At 70.8% G+C, this 17613-nt stretch carries 14 protein-coding genes; 2 read left to right on the top strand and 12 right to left on the bottom strand.

The annotated features are described in order from the left end of the window. Positions 1–3: 3 nt before the first annotated feature. Positions 4–855, top strand: a complete 852-nt coding sequence (locus O7611_RS02055; protein WP_194798646.1) for a putative RNA methyltransferase — start codon at positions 4–6, stop codon at positions 853–855. A gap of 6 nt (positions 856–861) precedes the next feature. On the opposite strand, the gene O7611_RS02050 is transcribed toward O7611_RS02055, so the two are convergent. The 12 genes from O7611_RS02050 to O7611_RS01995 all read right to left on the bottom strand — a co-directional run bounded on the left by O7611_RS02050 (position 862) and on the right by O7611_RS01995 (position 15926). Beyond that, on the bottom strand, positions 862–1542 hold the full coding sequence (locus tag O7611_RS02050) for a DUF4272 domain-containing protein (protein WP_194798647.1): 681 nt from the start codon (positions 1540–1542) through the stop codon (positions 862–864). Between the two features lie 101 nt (positions 1543–1643). Next, entirely contained in the window at positions 1644–2924 is a 1281-nt protein-coding gene (locus O7611_RS02045) for a thymidine phosphorylase (protein WP_194798648.1), read from the bottom strand. A gap of 167 nt (positions 2925–3091) precedes the next feature. Further along, positions 3092–3793 (bottom strand): cytidine deaminase, encoded by a 702-nt coding sequence (locus O7611_RS02040; protein WP_194798649.1) that lies wholly within the window; start codon positions 3791–3793, stop codon positions 3092–3094. A gap of 104 nt (positions 3794–3897) precedes the next feature. Next, positions 3898–5178 carry an ABC transporter permease gene (locus O7611_RS02035; protein ID WP_013283980.1) on the bottom strand — a complete coding sequence of 427 codons (1281 nt, stop codon included), beginning with the start codon at positions 5176–5178 and terminating at the stop codon, positions 3898–3900. A gap of 2 nt (positions 5179–5180) precedes the next feature. After that, positions 5181–6368 carry an ABC transporter permease gene (locus tag O7611_RS02030; RefSeq protein ID WP_370584831.1) on the bottom strand — a complete coding sequence of 396 codons (1188 nt, stop codon included), beginning with the start codon at positions 6366–6368 and terminating at the stop codon, positions 5181–5183. Positions 6369–6541: 173 nt separating this feature from the next. Beyond that, a complete protein-coding gene (locus O7611_RS02025) occupies positions 6542–8197 on the bottom strand; it encodes an ABC transporter ATP-binding protein (RefSeq protein ID WP_305070316.1) in 1656 nt (551 codons plus the stop codon). Positions 8198–8319: 122 nt separating this feature from the next. Continuing rightward, positions 8320–9390, bottom strand: coding sequence for a BMP family lipoprotein (locus tag O7611_RS02020; protein WP_194798958.1), 1071 nt, complete (start codon positions 9388–9390; stop codon positions 8320–8322). A 276-nt stretch (positions 9391–9666) separates the two neighbouring features. Continuing rightward, positions 9667–10008 carry a hypothetical protein gene (locus tag O7611_RS02015; RefSeq protein ID WP_030501184.1) on the bottom strand — a complete coding sequence of 114 codons (342 nt, stop codon included), beginning with the start codon at positions 10006–10008 and terminating at the stop codon, positions 9667–9669. Between the two features lie 168 nt (positions 10009–10176). Continuing rightward, positions 10177–11988, bottom strand: coding sequence for a glycoside hydrolase family 13 protein (locus O7611_RS02010; RefSeq protein WP_194798651.1), 1812 nt, complete (start codon positions 11986–11988; stop codon positions 10177–10179). 142 nt (positions 11989–12130) lie between these two features. After that, positions 12131–13036, bottom strand: coding sequence for a sugar ABC transporter permease (locus O7611_RS02005; protein WP_194798652.1), 906 nt, complete (start codon positions 13034–13036; stop codon positions 12131–12133). Beyond that, positions 13033–14676 (bottom strand): ABC transporter permease subunit, encoded by a 1644-nt coding sequence (locus O7611_RS02000; protein WP_194798653.1) that lies wholly within the window; start codon positions 14674–14676, stop codon positions 13033–13035. Before O7611_RS02000 ends, O7611_RS02005 begins: the two co-directional genes overlap by 4 nt. Continuing rightward, a complete protein-coding gene (locus O7611_RS01995; RefSeq protein WP_262012603.1) occupies positions 14676–15926 on the bottom strand; it encodes a sugar ABC transporter substrate-binding protein in 1251 nt (416 codons plus the stop codon). Before O7611_RS01995 ends, O7611_RS02000 begins: the two co-directional genes overlap by 1 nt. A 199-nt stretch (positions 15927–16125) precedes the next feature. On the opposite strand from O7611_RS01995, the gene O7611_RS01990 reads away from it, so the two are divergent. Continuing rightward, positions 16126–17208 (top strand): LacI family DNA-binding transcriptional regulator, encoded by a 1083-nt coding sequence (locus O7611_RS01990; RefSeq protein ID WP_194798655.1) that lies wholly within the window; start codon positions 16126–16128, stop codon positions 17206–17208. Positions 17209–17613: the final 405 nt, after the last annotated feature.

The following is a 17613-nucleotide window of genomic DNA, read 5'->3' as shown; positions in this document are numbered from 1 at the left end:
GCCGTGGACGACCGCGTCCTCGCCCGGCTGCGCTGCCCGGTCTGCGCCGAGCCGCTCACCGAGACCACCGCCGGCACCGCACGCGCGCTGCGCTGCCCGCGCGGGCACAGCTTCGACATCGCCCGGCAGGGGTACGTGAACCTGCTCGCCGGCCGTGCCCCGCACGCCGGCGACAGCGCCGAGATGGTCGCCGCCCGCGCCGACTTCCTCGCCGCCGGCCACTACGACGCCGTCGCCGCCGCGCTGGCGACCACAGCGGTACGCGTCGCGGACGTCGACCCGTACCCCCTGGTGGTGGATGCCGGCGCCGGGACCGGGCACTACCTCGCGGCGGTGCTGGCGGCGCTGCCGGACGCCGCCGGCCTGGCCCTGGACGTCTCCAAGCCGGCGCTGCGCCGCGCGGCCCGGGCGCACCCGCGGGCCGCCGCCGCGCTGGCCGACACCTGGCAGCGGCTGCCGCTGGCCGACCGGTCCACCGCCGTGCTGCTGAACGTGTTCGCGCCGCGCAACGGCCCGGAGTTCCACCGGGTGCTCGACCCCGGCGGCGCGCTGCTGGTGGTCACCCCGGCCGCCGACCACCTGACCGAACTCGTCGACGCGCTGGACCTGCTGCGGGTGGACCCGGACAAGGCCGACCGGGTCGCCGGCAGCCTCGGCGCCCACTTCGCCGAGGAGTCCGCGACCGGGCACCGGGCCCGGCTCGCGCTGACCCGCGCCGAGGTCACCACGCTCGTCGGGATGGGACCGAGCGCCTGGCACGCCGACCCGCAACGGCTCGCCGCGCGCATCGCCGCGCTGCCCGACCCGGTGCCGGTCACGCTCTCCGTCCGGCTCGGCGTGCACCGCCCGCGCTGACGCGGCTCAGGTGGAGAGGTCGACCTCTTCCCAGCCCGGCGGCTCGTCGTGGTACGGCCCGCGCAGCACCACCGCCCACTCCAGCGCCCACCGGCGCTGCCCGATCGCGTTGGCGTCCACCAGGCCCGGCAGCGCGCCGCCGGCCTTCTCGGTCTCCAGGTACGCCCAGTCCAGGCAGTAGTGCAGGTCGAGCAGCGCCGCGGCGTCACCGGGATGCTGCGGCGCGGCCAGGATCCGGGCCCGCCACTGGCCGAACGTCTCCCCCGCGACCAGGTTCGGCATCCGCTCGACCAGCCGCTCGTCCACCGGCACCGTCGGGTCCAGCTCCTTGGCGAGCCCGAGCACCCAGGCCAGCGAGAACAACGCGTCGTGGTGCAGCACGAACGACCTGTGGTCGCCCCGGCCGCCCATCACGAACTGCCACTCCGGCGGCGTCACCGAGTCGACCAGGTGCGACTCCAGCAGCCAGCCCATCGCCGCCTGCGCGGGCATCCCGAAGCAGCGGGCCAGGATCACGTGCAGCACCGCGATCCGGGCCTCGATCTCCGGGGTCGGACGCAGCTCGATCCCGTCGCCCGGCTCCCACACCAGCGGGAACTGCGGCGGCGGCAGCGGAAGACCCAGCCGGGACAACTCGTCCAGGCTCGCCTCCCGGACGGCCCGGGGGTCGGGAGCGGGTACGCGCACGGTCAAGCCCCTGTCTGCTCACCTCGGCTCGTCGCCGGCCGATCCCCCCTGGCCTGGGAGGATAGCGGCTCCCGCCGGGCCGGCACCACGGCCGTCCCCGGTCAGCCGATCCGCTCGACGACCAGCGGCGTCGCGTCCGGTGCGTCCGGCGCCACCCGCACCGCGCGGCGCGCCTCGTCCAGCGCGGCCGGCATCCGCTCGGCGTGCTCGGCCCGCAGCTCGAACAGCGGGTCGCCGACACGTACCCGGTCACCGCGTCGCTTGTGCAGCACCACACCGGCCGGGATGCTCACCGGGTCCTCCTTGCGGGCCCGGCCCGCGCCGAGCCGCCACGCGGCCACCCCGATCGCGTACGCGTCGATCTCGGCGACCCAGCCGTCCTCGGTCGCGGTGACCAGCTCGACCTCGTTCGCCGTCGGCATCGGGGCGTCCGGGTCACCGCCCTGCGCCCGGATCATCGTGCGCCAGGAGTCCATCGCCCGGCCGTCCCGCAGTGCCGCCTCCGGGTCGGCGTCCGGCAGGCCGGCCGCGTCGAGCATCTCCCGGGCCAGCGCCAGCGTCAGCTCCACCACGTCGGCCGGACCGCCGCCGGCCAGCACCTCCACCGACTCGGTCACCTCGACCGCGTTGCCCACGGCCAGGCCGAGCGGGGTGGACATGTCGGTGAGCAGGGCGACCGTCCGGACGCCGTGCGCGCCGCCCAGCTCGACCATGGTGCGGGCCAGTTCGCGGGCGTCGTCGACGTTCTTCATGAACGCGCCGGAGCCGACCTTCACGTCGAGCACCAGCGCGCCGGTCCCCTCGGCGATCTTCTTGCTCATGATCGAGCTGGCGATCAGCGGGATCGCCTCGACGGTGCCGGTGACGTCGCGCAGCGCGTACAGCTTGCGGTCGGCCGGGGCGAGCCCGTCGCCGGCCGCGCAGATCACCGCGCCCACGTCGCGGAGCTGGGCGATGAACTCGTCGTTTGTGAGCGCCGCCCGCCAGCCCGGGATCGACTCCAGCTTGTCCAGCGTGCCGCCGGTGTGGCCCAGGCCCCGGCCGGACAGCTGCGGCACCGCCGCGCCGCACGCGGCCACCAGCGGGGTCAGCGGCAGGGTGATCTTGTCACCGACGCCGCCGGTGGAGTGCTTGTCCACAGTCGGCCGGGACACCGGCGACAGGTCGAGCCGCTCGCCGCTGGCGATCATGGCGGCGGTCCACCGGGCGATCTCCGGCGCGGTCATGCCGCGCAGCAGGATCGCCATGGCCAGCGCCGACATCTGCTCGTCGGCGACCAGGCCCTTGGTGTACGCGTCGACCACCCAGTCGATCTGCCCGTCGCTCAGCACGGCCCCGTCCCGCTTGGCCCGGATGACGTCAACCGCCGTGAAAGCACTCACTTCTGATGATCCAATCAGTAATCGGGATGGTCGCTGGTCGCGCTCAACCCGCGAACGGTGACCGTCGAGGAATCGGGCCGACCGTGACCGGCGCAGGGATCAAGCCTGACCGCCCGGAGCCGGGCACGGTCGGCCCGATTCCCCCAGCTCAACCCACTTCAACCGACTCAACCCCAACGAACCGGAATCTCCGTGGGAGGCTCACCCTCACCAGCCCAGAAGATCGTCCCCGAAGCGTCCACCACGACCACGCGCGGCGTCCGCGCCAGCCCCCACTCGATCGCCTCGGCCGGGTCGTCCCAGGTCGAGCCCTCCTCCAGCACGCCGGTCTCGGCGTCAGTGGTCTCCCCCGACGACCGCTCCCAGTACGTCGTCCAGACCTGCTGCCCGGCCGACAGGTCGGGGTGCACGAACACGGTGCCCCGGCCCCGCCAGGCGGCCAGCCGGTCCGGCACCACAGGCACCGGATGCTCGCCGGTCACCGCCTCGATGTCGGCCACGTCGAAGGCGTGCGGCAGCAGCTCCGCCATCCGCAGCGGTCCGCCCTTCGCCTCGACCAGGCACTCCGGCCCGCCCTGCTCCCAGAGCAGCTGCCGGCACCTGCCGCACGGCATCAGCGGCTCACCGGTGGCGTCGACGCAGGACAGCGCCACGATCCGGCCACCGCCGGTCGCGTGCAGCTGCGAGACCACGCCGCACTCGGCGCAGAGCGTGACGCCGTAGCCGGCGTTCTCCACGTTGCAGCCGACCACGACCCGGCCGTCGTCGACGAGCGCGGCGGCACCCACCGGGAACTTCGAGTACGGCACGTAGGCGTGCCGCATGACCTCGGTGGCGGCGGTACGCAGCCGCTCCCAGTCGATCTCCATCACAACCCCCATTCTGCCCAATCAACGCCGATCGGTCGCGGGTGCGGCCGGAGACGACGATGCCCGGCGGGTCGCCCCGCCGGGCACTGTGTCGCGGCGGGCGGTCAGCCCTTGATGTACGGCTTGCCGTCGGCGGCCGGCGCCCGGACCTTGCCGACCAGCCCGGCCACGGCCAGGATCGTCGCCAGGTACGGCAGCATCGCCAGGAACTGGCTCGGGATGCTGCTGCCGATCGCGCCCAGGTAGGTGGCGAGCTGGTCGGCGAAGCCGAAGAACAGCGCCGCCAGCAGCGCGCCGGTCGGGCTCCACCGGCCGAAGATCAGCGCGGCCAGGGCGATGAAGCCCTTACCGCCGATCATGTTCTTGGTGAACGAGTAGAGCGCCAGCGTGTACGAGGCGCCGCCGACACCTGCCACCAGACCGGCCAGGATCACGTTGCGGTAGCGCAGCCGCAGCACCTTCACGCCCAGCGTGTCCGCGGCGGTCGGGTGCTCGCCGACCGAACGGGTCCGCAGGCCCCACCGGGTACGGAACAACGCCAGGTGGATGACGAGCACCAGCAGCAGGCCGACGTAGAGGAAGATGTTGCCCCGGAACAGCGCCGGGCCGAGCAGCGGGATGTCGGACAGCAGCGGAATCTCCCAGTTGCCGAACCGGGGGGCGCTGTTGTACTTCGCCGCGTCGGTCTGCATCAGCCGCTCGTACAGGAAGCCGGTGATGCCGACCGCCAGCAGGTTGAGCACGATGCCCATGACCACCTGGTCGACCAGGTAGCGGATGGAGAACACGGCCAGCAGGAACGAGATGAACGCGCCACCGATGGCGGCGGCCACCAGGCCCACCCAGACGCTGCCGGACATGCTGCCGAACAGCGCGCCGGAGAAGGCGCCCATCAGGAGCTGGCCCTCGATCGCCACGTTCACCACGCCGGAACGCTCGCAGAGCACACCGGCGAGCGCGCCGAAGATCAGCGGCAGGGCCAGGATGAACGTGCCGCGGACGACGTTCACCAGCGGCATGAAGTTGCGGCCCTCGGGGGCGGCCGAGACCTGCCAGCACAGGAAGCTCAGCACGAAGGCGACCAGCCCGGCGCCGAGCAGCAGCGTGAACCAGCGCTTCGGCACCCCGGCCAGCAGCGCGCCTCCGGCCGCGGCGGTGATCAGCCCGAACAGGATCGCGCCGACCGTACCGTTGATCTCCAGGGCGGCCCCGCCCTCGGTCTCGCTGAGCGTGAACCGCGCGTGCTGGTCGGTCGCGAGCGCGCCGAACAGCACCGCCGCGAGCACACCGAGCGCCAGCAGGACCGCGCCGATCTTCCGGTTACGGGTCCAGAAACCCTCGTCGACCGCGGTAACGGCGACCTCGGGGACAGCGGTGGTGGACATGCTCACCAGCCCTTCGCGAGGCTCGTCTGCAACCGGGCGGCGCGGGCCGCCCGGAGCTGGAAGATCGTCTTCACCAGGGCAGGCGCGGCGATGAAGATGACGATGAGCGCCTGGAGCACGGTGACCAGTTCCAGCGAGATGCCGGAGTACGACTGCATCCGGTTGCCGCCGGCCTGGAGCGCGCCGAACAGCAGCGCGGCCAGCAGCACGCCCCACGGCTTCACGCGGCCGAGCAGCGCGACCAGGATGCCGTCGAAGCCGATCTGCGCGATCACCAGCGGGGTCAGCGCGGTGGCGGTGGTGCCGAGCACCATGGTCGAGCCGCCGAGACCGGCCAGCATGCCCGCGAACACCATCACCAGCACGTACGTCTTGGTGACGCTGATGCCGGCGGTCCGGGCCGCGTCCGGGTTCGCACCCACGGCACGCAGCTCGAAGCCGAGCGTGGAGCGGTTGAGCAACCAGGCGATGAACCAGGTGGCCGCCACCGCGAGCAGGATGCCGGCGTGCACCCGCAGGTCCTCGCCGAGCAGGCGGGGCAGCTGTGCGGTGGACTCGACCGGCTTGCTGATGGCGTCCGCCCGGTTCGGGTTCTGCACCCCGTTCTGGACGATGATCCAGGACAGGAAGTAGACCGCCACGTAGTTGAGCATGATCGTGTTGATCACCTCGTGCGCGCCGGCCCGTGCCTTGAGGATGCCGGGGATGAAGCCCCAGAGCGCGCCGCCGAGCGCGCCGGCGATCAGCGCCACCAGCAGGTGCACGACGGGCGGCAGCGGCAGCGCGAAGCCGGCCACGGCGGCCAGGATGACGGCGATCGTGGCCTGGCCCTGGGCGCCGATGTTGAACAGGCCGCCGCGGAAGGCCAGCGCCACCGACAGGCCGGTGAAGACCAGCGGCGCGGCGTAGGTGAGCGTCTCCGAGATCGGGCTCAGGGCGGCGGTGAAGCCGACCGCGTCCGGGTCGAAGATCGCGCCCTTGAACAGGTTCGCGTACGCCTCGCTGACCACCGTCCAGCTGGCGTTCAGCGCATCGGTGGGGCGGGCGGTGATGTAGCTGTAGGTGGCGAGCACCTCGGGGTCGGACACGATGATCAGCACCGCGCCGACCACCATGGCCAGCAGCACCGCGAGCACCGTCACGGTGAACGTGTTCGCGGCCCAGAGGTTGTCCAGGAACATCCGGCCCATGCCGGGACGGGACTCCCCGGCCGGTTCCGGCTTCTTCGCGGTCGCGGTGGCGGGCACCGTCTGCTCGGTGTCAGCCGCCGGCTGCGTCGGCGTCGCCCGGGCCTCGCTCAGCGACTCCTGCGCCTCGGTCGCCGGCTCCTTGTCCGGCGAGCCCGAGACGGGGTTCGGGTTGGTCATGCCTCGTCCTCGTTGCCAGGGCCGTCCTCGGTCGCGGTGGCGGCGTCCGGGGTGGCGGCGTCCGGGGTGATGCCGGCCATCAGCAGGCCGATCTCCTCGCGCGGGGTGTCCGGGCCGACGATGCCGATGATCCGCCCGCGGTACATGACCGCGATCCGGTCGGCCAGGCCGATCACCTCGTCCAGTTCGCTGGAGACCACCATGACCGCGGTGCCGATGTCCCGCTCGCGGATCACCCGGCTGTGGATGAACTCGATCGAGCCCACGTCCACGCCCCGGGTGGGCTGGGCGGCGATGAAGAGCTTCAGCGGCCGGGACAGCTCCCGGGCCACGATCACCTTCTGCTGGTTGCCGCCGGAGAGCGTGCCGACCGCCGCGTCGGCCGAGGAGGTACGGACGTCGAACTGTTCGATCCGCTCCCGCGCCGACTTCGCGATGGCCTCGGGCTTGAGCGACAGGCCCTTGCCGAACGGCGGCCGGTCGTAGATGTCAAGCACCAGGTTCTCCGCCACGGAGAACTCCTTGACCAGGCCGTCCACGCTGCGGTCCTCCGGTACGTAGCCGACGCCGGCGCGGAGCACCTTCTTGGTCGACCAGCCGTGCGTCGGCTCGCCGTCGAGGCTGATCGTGCCGGCGAGCACCGGGCGCAGGCCCATGATCGCCTCGATCAGCTCGGTCTGGCCGTTGCCCTGTACGCCCGCGACGCCGAGCACCTCACCGGCGTGCACGGTCAGGTCGACGCCGTCGACCGCGCGTACCTGCCGGTCGTCGTCCACGACCAGGCCGGAGACCTCCAGGACCGGTTTGCCGGGGGTGGCCGGCTTCTTGTCCACGGTCAGCCGGACGCTGCGTCCCACCATCAGCGCGGCCAGTTCGTCCCGGCTGGCGCTCGGCTCGGCGGTGCCGACGGTCTTGCCGCGCCGGATCACCGTGATCCGGTCGGCGATCGCCTTCACCTCGCCCAGCTTGTGGGTGATGAACACGATCGACTTGCCGGCAGCCTTGAGCGACCGCATGACGGTGAGCAGTTCCTCGGTCTCCTGCGGCGTGAGCACGGCCGTGGGCTCGTCGAGGATCAGCAGGTCGACGTCGCGGGTGAGGGCCTTGACGATCTCCACCCGCTGCTGGATGCCGACCGGCAGGTCCTCGATCACCGCGTCCGGGTCGACCCGCAGGTTGTACCGCTCGGAGACCTCGGCGACCTCGCGCCGGGCCCGCCGCCGGTCGAGGATCCCGGCGAAGGGCCCCTTGACCTGCTCGGCGCCGAGCATCACGTTCTCGGCCACGGTGAAGACCGGCACCAGCATGAAGTGCTGGTGCACCATCCCGATCCCGGCGGCGATCGCGTCCGACGGACCCTTCAGCTTCAGCGGCTTGCCGTCGACCAGGATCTCGCCCTCGTCCGGCTGGTAGAGGCCGTAGAGCACGTTCATCAGGGTCGACTTGCCGGCGCCGTTCTCGCCGAGCAGGGCGTGGATCTCTCCAGGCTCCACCGTCAGGTCGATGTGGTCGTTGGCGACCAGATCACCGAACCGTTTGGTGATGCCGCGCAGTTCGAGTCTCAGCGCAACCTCCTGGAGTGCGAGCGATGGTGCAGCGTAGCGACCTGCCGCGCCGCCACCACGCCGGGTGGGGATGTCGGGGGGAGTCAAGCTGATCGGCCGCCCCGGCGCTGGGGGTACCTTCCCCGTTGCGCCGGGACGGCCGGATCGTCAAACCTGGTGTCCGCCGGCCTCCGCTGCCGATGATCGCACCGCGGCGGCCGGCGGAACCGTCACTTGGTCGGCTGGGCCTTCGAGGTGACGGTGATGGTGCCGGCGGCGATGTCCGCCTTGATCTTGTCGACCTCGGCCTTCAGGTCCGCCGGGACCTTGCTCTCGAAGTCGTGGTACGGGGCGATCGAGACGCCGGTGTTCGCGAGCGTGCCCACGAAGCCCGGGGTGGACTGCAGCTTCTCGCCACCGGCGGCCTTCAGCACGGCCTCCTTGACGGCCTCCGGGATGTTCTTGACGACCGTGGTCAGGATCGCCGAGCAGTCCGGGGTGCTCTCGCAGCCGTCGATGTCGACCCAGACGACCGAGTACTTGCCGCCCGAGGCCTTGGCCGCGGAGGTGGTGCCGAGACCGGCGCCACCGGCGACCGGCATCACGACGTCGGCGCCCTGCGCGACGAGCGCGTCGGAGACCTTCTTGCCCTCGTCCTGCTTCTCGAACGAGTTGGCGAAGGAGCCCTTCTGGGCGGCCTTGTCCCAGCCGAGAACCTGGACGTTCTTGCTCTTGGTCTTGTTGTAGTACGCCACGCCGTCGGCGAAGCCGTCCATGAAGATGGTGACCGGCGGGATCGGCAGACCGCCGTAGGCGCCGACCTTGCCGGTCTTGCTCATCCCGGCGGCCAGGTAGCCGGCCTGGAACGCGGCCTGCGCGGTGTCGAACTGCATCGGGTAGACGTTCGAGACACCCGGGTTGGCGTCGACGATGCCGAACTGCTGGTTCGGGTTCTTCTCAGCCGCGGCCTTGGTGGCGTCCGACATCAGGCCACCGACGGCCAGGATGAAGTCGCACTTCTGGTTGACGAACCCGGTCAGGTTGACCTCGTAGTCCGCCTCGGCCTTCGACTGGACGTTCTTGATCTCGATCTTGTCGTTCTCCTTCTGCGCCTCCTGGAGGCCCTTCCAGGCCGAGGCGTTGAAGGACTTGTCGTCGATGCCGCCGACGTCGGTCACCATGCAGGCGCTGAACTTCTTGCCACCGTCGCCGCCGGCGTTGTTGTCGTCGTCCGGAGCCTCACCACACGCGGCAGCGCCCAGCACGAGTCCACCCGCCACGATGGCGGAGGCGATCCGCATCCCACGCACAGAGCGCAAGACGTCTCCTTCCCCTTGCACACCGCGTCGTGCGCGGTGTGCAGCCCTTCGCCGGCCTGCGGTGTGCCGCCGGCGTCCCACGTTACGGACGGGAGCGTACGCCCGCGCCCACCCACCGGCCGACAATCGTGCACGACTGTTGAGCGTCCGTTACCCCGGCGTAACCCTTGCGTGGGGCACGTCACTTATCCGGCCGGTAGGCGTGCGTGGCGGTGTCGCGAACGTCCGTTTTCCCGAGGTTCCCCGACTGCTGGCGAACTAACGCCAGAACACCGCGACGGCTGCGTTTACCAGCGTCAACCCGACGATCGCGAGGAAATGGCCACGGTTGACGGTCTCCCGCTTACGGGAGAAGAAGACCATGACGAAGATGAGCAGCGCGAGCACCAACTTGGTAACAAGTTTCGCCGGGGCCGGCTCGTCCCCGTCGCGCAGCGGAGCGGACAGCCCGATGCCGGTGAGGACCTGGATGATCGCGCCCCAGAGCATGGCCGCGTTGATGCGCAGCTTGCCGGAGACGTACTGGGCGATCCCACCGCCGAGCAGCAGCGCGAAGCCGATCAGATGGACGTAGAGAAGAATCAGTCGAAGAGCTTCCACGCACCCCATCCTCCCTCACCAACGACGCAACGTAGTAGTCGCCCCGCCGACCTGCCGTCATACCGTGACCCCCCGCCCCGCGATCTTGCAGTTTCCGCCCCGATATAAGGGACGAAGGCCGCACGGCGCGGGCCGAAACCGCAAGATCGACGTGGCGGGAAAGCGGGATCAGCGCAGGCGCCAGACCTGGAAGGTGGGGCCGTCGGCGGGGAGGATCACCTTGTTGTCGGCGTCGGGGTGGAGGGCGGGGGCGTCGCCGTAGACGTTGTCTGCGGCTCCCATGCCGGTCAGGTGGACCGGGGTGCCTGCGGCTCGCCTCGCCAGCACCAGCACCGTCGACGTGGGCGCCTCGCGCAGGAAGACCAGCGTGTCCGCGTCCGCGTGCACCCACCGCAGGCCGCCGTGCCGCAGCGCCGGCTCGTCGCGGCGCAGCGTCAGCAACGACCGGTACGCGTCGAACGTGCGCCGGTCCCAGCTCTGGCGCCGGTGCCACGGCATCGGGGTACGCGAGCCCTCCCCGTTCGTGCCGGTCAGGCCCAGCTCGTCCCCGGCGAAGACCACCGGCGTGCCGGGCATGGTGGCGAGCAGTCCGGCCGCCACCTCCTGCCGGGCCGCGTCGCCGACCACGGTGCGGATCCGGGCCGAGTCGTGCGAGCCGAGCAGCTGCCACGAGTGCGTGTACGAGCGCCACGACACCAGCGACCGGTAGGTGTTCATGGTGGCGAGCACCGCGCCCGCGTCGCGCCGCCGTACCCCGCCCGGGGTGCCGAGGAAGTTCGGCACCGGCTCGTCGCCGTGGCGCAGCCAGGACCAGACCGGGTCGGTGAAGCCGACGTAGTTCATCGTCCCGTGCCAGCCGTCGCGGTCCAGGTCACCGGTGTGGTCGTGGCCGTGCTCGGCGAGCAGCAGCCCGTCCGGGCGGGTTTCGGCGACCACCTCGCGCAGCAGCCGCGCCACCTCGTGGGTGTACGCGTCCGCACCCCGCCGCCCGGTCATGTTCGCCACGTCGACCCGCCAGCCGTCCAGCCCGTACGGCGGGCGCAGCCACCGGCGCAGCAGCGAGTCCTCGGCGGTGGCGAACCGGCGGCGCAGTTCGGCGCTGCCCCAGTTCAGCTTCGGCAGCGACTTCACCCCGTTCCACGACTCGTAGTCCGAGCCGGGCAGGTCGAAGTAGTACAGCTCGCGTTCCGGCGCGTTCACGTCGGAGACGGCGGCGGTGAACCAGTCGTGGGCGTCGCCGGTGTGGTTGCTGGTGATGTCGCCGAGCAGCCGCCAGCCCCGGGCGTGCACCGCGTCGGCGAGCCGGGCCAGCGCCGCGTCGCCGCCGAGCAGCGGGTCGACGGTGTCGAAGCTCGACGCGTCGTACCTGTGGTTGGAGCGCGCCGGGAAGACCGGCGTGAGGTAGACGGTGTTGACGCCGAGCCGGTCCAGGTGGTCCAGGTGCTCGGTGACGCCGTCGAGGTCGCCGCCGTAGAACTGGCGGGGCGTCTCCGGGCCGCGGCCGACGACCGGGGTGTCCCAGTCGCATCCGATGGCCCAGTCCGGCACGGTCCGGCCGTCGGCGGCGGCCGAGCGGGCGAACCGGTCCGGGAAGATCTGGTAGATCACCGCGTCGCGGGCCCAGGCCGGCGGCGGGGCGTAGCTGACCAGCTTGAAGTCGCCGTTGTCCGGCACGTCGTGGCCGGACAGCCCGGCCGCGTTGAGCCAGCGGGTGCCGCGCTCGCCGTCGAGCAGGAAGCGGTAGTTGCTGACCGGGTTGCGGACCTCGACGTCGGCCCGCCACCACACGTCGCCGCCGTCGGTGAAGTCGATCCGTGCCTCGGCGAAGCGCGGCTCGCCGTCGCCGGTGGTGCGCACGTGTACCTGGGAGACGCCGGAACCGGCCGGCACCCGGACGAAGACCGGCACGGTCTGCCCGAGCGCGGGCTCCTGCTCCGGGACGTAGGTGGCGGAGCCGTCGTGGTGCGGCTGAAGGGACATGGTGCTGCCTTTCGCGTCGTACCGACAGGGAGAGGGGGCGGGCACCCGCCGCGGCCGGTTCACCCGACCGCGGCGGTCCGCCCGAGAACCGCTCCGGTGTACGCCGACACGACGCCCTTGCCGCAGCGTGAGCCGAGGAGGCTCAGCCCTTTACCGCTCCGGAGGTGAGTCCGGAGACGATGTAGCGCTGGAGCAGCTGGAACACCAGCACCGTCGGGATCGCGGTGAGCAGCGTGCCCGCCGCGAACATCCCGAAGTTGTTGTTGCGCTCGCCGGCCACCAGGCCGTACATGCCGACCGCGAGGGTCTTCGCCTCGGGTTCGGTGAGGAACACGTTGGCGATGATGAACTCGTTGATCGACCCGATGAACGCGAGCAGGCCGGTCACCGCCAGGATCGGGGCCACCAGCGGCAGCATGATCCGGAAGAAGACCTGCACGTGCGACGCGCCGTCCATGGTCGCCGACTCGTCCAGCTCCTTCGGCAGCGTGTCGAAGAAGCCCTTCATCAGCCAGGTGTTCGCGCCGAGCGCGCCACCCATGTAGAGCAGGAACAGGCCCCACGGGGTGTTGAACCCGATCGCCGGGTAGAGGTCGGTGAGCGTGGTGAAGATCAGGAAGATCGCCACGATCGCCAGGAACTGCGGGAACATCTGGATCAGCAGCAACGCGAGCAGGCCGACCCGGCGCCCGGCGAAACGCATCCGGGAGAACACGTACGCCGCGAGCGACGACAGGAAGATCGACGCGAAGCTGGCCACGCCCGCCAGCAGCAGCGAGTTGAGGAACCAGTGGCCGAACGCGGTGTTGTCGAACAGGTTCGTGAAGTTCTCCAGCGACGCCCCGGTCGGCAGCAGCTCGGTGGAGGAGAGCGTGCCGAGCGGGTTGAACGCCGCCGAGATCACGAACAGGATCGGGAAGAGGCTGAACGCCACCGCCAGCATCCCGACCAGGTGCCGCCAGCCCACCTGGGCGAACCAGCGGCCACGCGAGCGGCGGGCCGGCTTACGGGTCGCGGTGGGTGTGGGCGTCTCCGCGATGGTGGTCACGAGTACACCTCCTCCTGCTTGCGGGTCCGCCGGAAGCTGATCGCCGACACCGTCGCCACGATCGCGAAGATGAAGATCGAGACGGTGGCGGCCAGGCCGAACTCGGCGCCCTGTGCGCCGAACGCGAGCCGGTACGTGTAGGTGATCAGCAGGTCGGTGGCGCCGTTACGCGGATTGTCCGGCGCGAACGGGCCGCCCTCGGTGGTGAACAGGATCGCGTTGACGTTGTTGAAGTTGAACGCGAACGACGCGATCAGCAGCGGCGAGAGCGCCACCAGCAGCAGCGGCAGGGTGACCGCGCGGAACGACTGCCAGGGTGACGCGCCGTCGACCGAGGTGGCCTCGGTCAGCTCCCGCGGGATGGCCTGCAACGCGCCGGTGGCCACCAGGAACATGTACGGGTAGCCGAGCCACAACTGCACCAGCAGCACCGCGATCCGCGCCGACCAGTTGCCGCCGAACCAGTCGACGTTCAGCCCGAACAGGTTGTTGAGCAGGCCGAAGTCGGTGTTGAACATGTCCCGCCAGATCAGCAGCATGGCGAACGACGGCATGGCGTACGGCAGGATCAGCAGCACCCGGTAGAAGTTCGTCCCGCGCATCCGGGGTGAGTGCAGCGCGAGCGCGATGGCCATGCCGAGCAGGAACGTCAGGCCGGTGGAACCGATCGCGAACGCGAAGTTCCAGGCGAGCGTGCCGAAGAACGGGCCGGAGATGTTCGGGTCGGTGAGCACGGTGCTGAAGTTCTTCAGCCCGACGTCGACCTTCCAGCCCTGGGCGAGGCGCTCGCCGTCGGCGGCGACGAAGGAGCCGGACTTCTCGTCGGCGGTCCACGTCTTGCCGGTCTCGCTGTCCTTGACGCAGTCGCACGCGGCGTCGTACGCCCGCGCCGCCTTGCCCTCGTACGCCCGGGTCAGGCCGTTGGAGCGGATGGCGCCCTCGTCGGTGGGCACGATGAGCGCGGTGACGGCGTCGCTGCGGCTGCTGGCCTGCCCGATGTTCAGCAGGGTGTAGCCGTCCGCGGCGGTGATCTTGCCGCTGAGGCTGCTCACCTCGACGTCGGCGGCGTCGAGCTTGCGCAGCCCGTCCGCGTCGCCGGCGAAGACCTCCTTGGTCTTCGGGTCGCTGAGGAGGAAGACCAGCGAGCCGGTCGCCGGGTCGCCGGTGGTGGCGATGGTGAGGTTGTACTCGGTCGAGCCGGGTACCTGCTTCACCGAGGAGGTCTGCACGGCGACGATCGCGTCGTCCTTGCTGCCGCGGTGGCCGTCGCCGAAGTTCGTGAACGCGGTGCTCGCGGTGTAGAGCACCGGGAAGATCTGGAACGCGATCAGGAAGAGCGTGCCGGGGACCAGGTACTTGGCCGGGATGTGCCGGCGGCTCAGGTAGAGGTAGAACAGGCCGGCGGTGGTGACCGCCAGGACGCCCAGCGCGAGCCAGTGCTCGGCCTCGATGAGCGGGAAGGCCGCCCAGATCGCGATCCCGGCCACCAGGCCGAGCAGGACCACCTTGACGACGAGGCCGGTCGCGGTGATCGGCGCGTGTTGCCGCGCGGTACGGGACGTGCGCGGGAGCCCACGGCGTACGGGCTCCCGGCCCGGGGCCTGCGGTGCAGACCCCGGGCCGGACAGCGGCGCGCTCATTACTTGATCTGACCCTGGATGGTCTTGCCGGCGGCCGTGATCGTCTTGGCCGGGTCGGCGCCACCGATGATGGCGGCCTCCGCCTTGCCGAACGGGTCCCAGATCGCGGCCATGGCCGGGATCGCCGGGAGGACCTGGCCGTTCTTACCGGCCTCGGAGAACTTGGCCAGGTCCGGGTCCTCGCCCTTGACCTGGTCGAAGGCGGCGGTCAGCGCCGGCGGGCGCGGCTCGGCCTTGTACAGCGCGACGGCCAGCTCGGGCTTGGTCACGTAGTTGGTGACGAACTCCTGGGCCAGGGCCTTGTTCTTGCCCTTGGCGGCCACGTAGAACGCCTGGACGCCCACGAACGGCTGGGCCTCCTTGCCACCGGCGAAGCCGGGGACCGGGGAGATGTCGTACGCGATGTTGGCCTTCTTGGCGTCGGCCACGGCCCACGGGCCGGAGACCAGGAACGCGCACTTCTTGCCGGTGAAGGTGGCGATGGAGTTCTCGCCGGTGATGGAGCGCTTCAGCGCACCCTCGCCCTTCTCACCCAGCTTGGCGATCTTCTGGAAGGCAGCGATCGACTCCGGCTTGCCCACGCCCAGGTCCTTCGGGTCGTAGTCGCCGTTGGCCGCGGTGCCGAACAGGTAGCCGCCGCCCGAGGTGTAGAGCGGGTAGATGTGGTACGCGTCGCCGTTCTGGCCGGACTGCAGGCAGAGGATCTCGCTGGCCTTCTTCTCGGCCTTGAGCTTCTTGCCGGTGGCGACCAGGTCCTCGATCGTCTTCGGCGCCTCGGGGGCCAGCTCGGTGTTGCGGATCAGCGCGACGTTCTCGGTGGCGTAGGGCACGCCGTAGAGCTGGCCGTTGAACGTGACGGCCTTGATCGCGGTCTCGTTGAAGCCGGACTTCTGCTCGGCCGCGAGCTGCACCGGGTCGATGGCGCCGTTCTGGACCAGGTTGCCGATCCAGTCGTGCGCGCCGACCACGACGTCCGGGCCGCTGCCCTGCTGCGAGGCGGTGACGAAGTTGGTCTGCAGGTCCTTGGAGACGGCCTGGACCTCGACGGTCACCCCGTTCTCCTTGCCGAACTCCTCGGCGAACGGCTTGAGGGCGGCCGTGCGCTTGTCGTCGGCCCAGATGACCAGCTTGCCGCCGGTCGCCTTGGACTCGCCGGCGGCCGGCTTGTCGTCGCTGCCGCTGTCACCACAGCCGGAGGCGGCGAGCGCCAGGCCGAGGACGGCGACCACACCCGCGGTACGGATGCGCATCGGTACTCCTGTCGTCATGGCGGCTCGCCGGGGGAAGGGCGACCCGCCAGTGGAAACCTCTGAAAGTTCTTGCTGACCGGCGCCGAGATGCTGCGCCGCTGCTCTCGCATGTTGCGGGGACGTTAGCAAGAGGTTGCAGAGAATGGAAGGGCTTGCAGAAGTGTACGCAAGACTTTGCCGTTGGGCTAAAGTGCCGCACATGCGCGCTCGACTGTCCGACATCGCCCAACAGGCTGAAGTCAGCGAGGCCACGGTGTCGCGGGTGCTCAACGACCGCCCCGGTGTGGCCCCCGAGACCCGGCAGGCCGTCCTCACCGCCCTCGATGTGCTCGGCTACGAACGACCGGCCCGGCTGCGCAAGCGCAGCGCCGGACTGGTCGGCCTGGTCGTGCCGGAACTGGACAACCCGATCTTCCCGGCGTTCGCCCAGATCATCGAGTCCGCGCTCGCCCCCACCGGCTACACACCGGTGCTCTGCACGCAGACGCCCGGCGGCGTCCGCGAGGACGAGTACGTGGAGATGCTGCTGGACCGCCAGGTCTCCGGCATCGTCTTCGTCTCCGGCCTGCACGCCGACACCGCCGCCGACCACGACCGCTACCGCACGCTGCTGGCCCGGCCGCTGCCGATCGTCATGATCAACGGGTACGCGCCCGGCATCCCCGCGCCGTTCGTCTCCTGCGACGACCGGGAGTCCGCCGAACTCGCCGTCGCCCACCTGGTCGCGCTCGGGCACCGCCGGATCGGCCTGATCACCGGCCCGGACCGGTTCGTGCCGGTACAGCGCAAGGTCGCCGGCTACAAGGCCGCGATGGGGCGCCTGACCGACATCACCGAGGGCGAACTGACCGAGCTGACCGAGCTGTCACTGTTCGGCGTCGAGGGCGGCGAGGCGGCCGCCGGCCGGCTCATCGAGCGCGGCGTGACCGGGCTCGTCTGCGGCTCGGACCTGATGGCGCTCGGCGCGATCCGGGCCGCCCGCCAGCGCGGGCTGTCGGTGCCCGGCGACATCTCCGTGGTCGGGTACGACGACTCCCCCCTGATGGCGTTCACCGACCCGCCGCTGACCACAGTGCGCCAGCCGGTGGCCGCGATGGCGGTGGCCGCGGTGCGGGCCCTGGTAGACGAGATCAACGGTCACCCGTCCCCGAACTCCGAGTACCTGTTCCGCCCCGAGCTGGTGGTACGCGGCTCCACCGCGGTGACCCGCCCCGCCGACCCCCCGAAGCGCCAGCGCCCCGCCACCCCCAACCCCACCCCGTCCCTCCCCATCCCCGCCTGACCCCCGCGCCTCTTCCCGTCGATCATGAAGTTGACGGCAACAAATCGGACGCCGAATGCCGCCAACCTCATGATCACGCGAGCCACCCCCGGCCGCGCCCGCGCCGCGCGCACCCTCCCCTCCCCTCCCCCGTTGATCAAGGGCGGCCGGATCGGGTGGCGATCATGAGGTTGGCGAGGGCTGAGGTCCGGAATGTCGGGGTTAACCTCATGATCGACGTCGAAGTGAGAGGGCCGGCCGGAGGGTCGCGGGTGTGGGTGTCTCGGGATTCGGGAGACGAGGACGGGGCCGGCGCGGGTGATGGCTGCCATTTCTTGCGCAAGGAATGCTTGACTCTTGCAGTCTGATGGCGGCATTCTTCTCAGACACCCTGCGCCGCACCAGAAGCCGCCACAGAACGGGATC

Origin of the sequence: Micromonospora sp. WMMC273, assembly GCF_027460285.1 — a bacterium.
Taxonomy (GTDB): domain Bacteria; phylum Actinomycetota; class Actinomycetes; order Mycobacteriales; family Micromonosporaceae; genus Micromonospora; species Micromonospora aurantiaca.
This window is presented reverse-complemented; position numbering and strand designations above follow the sequence as displayed.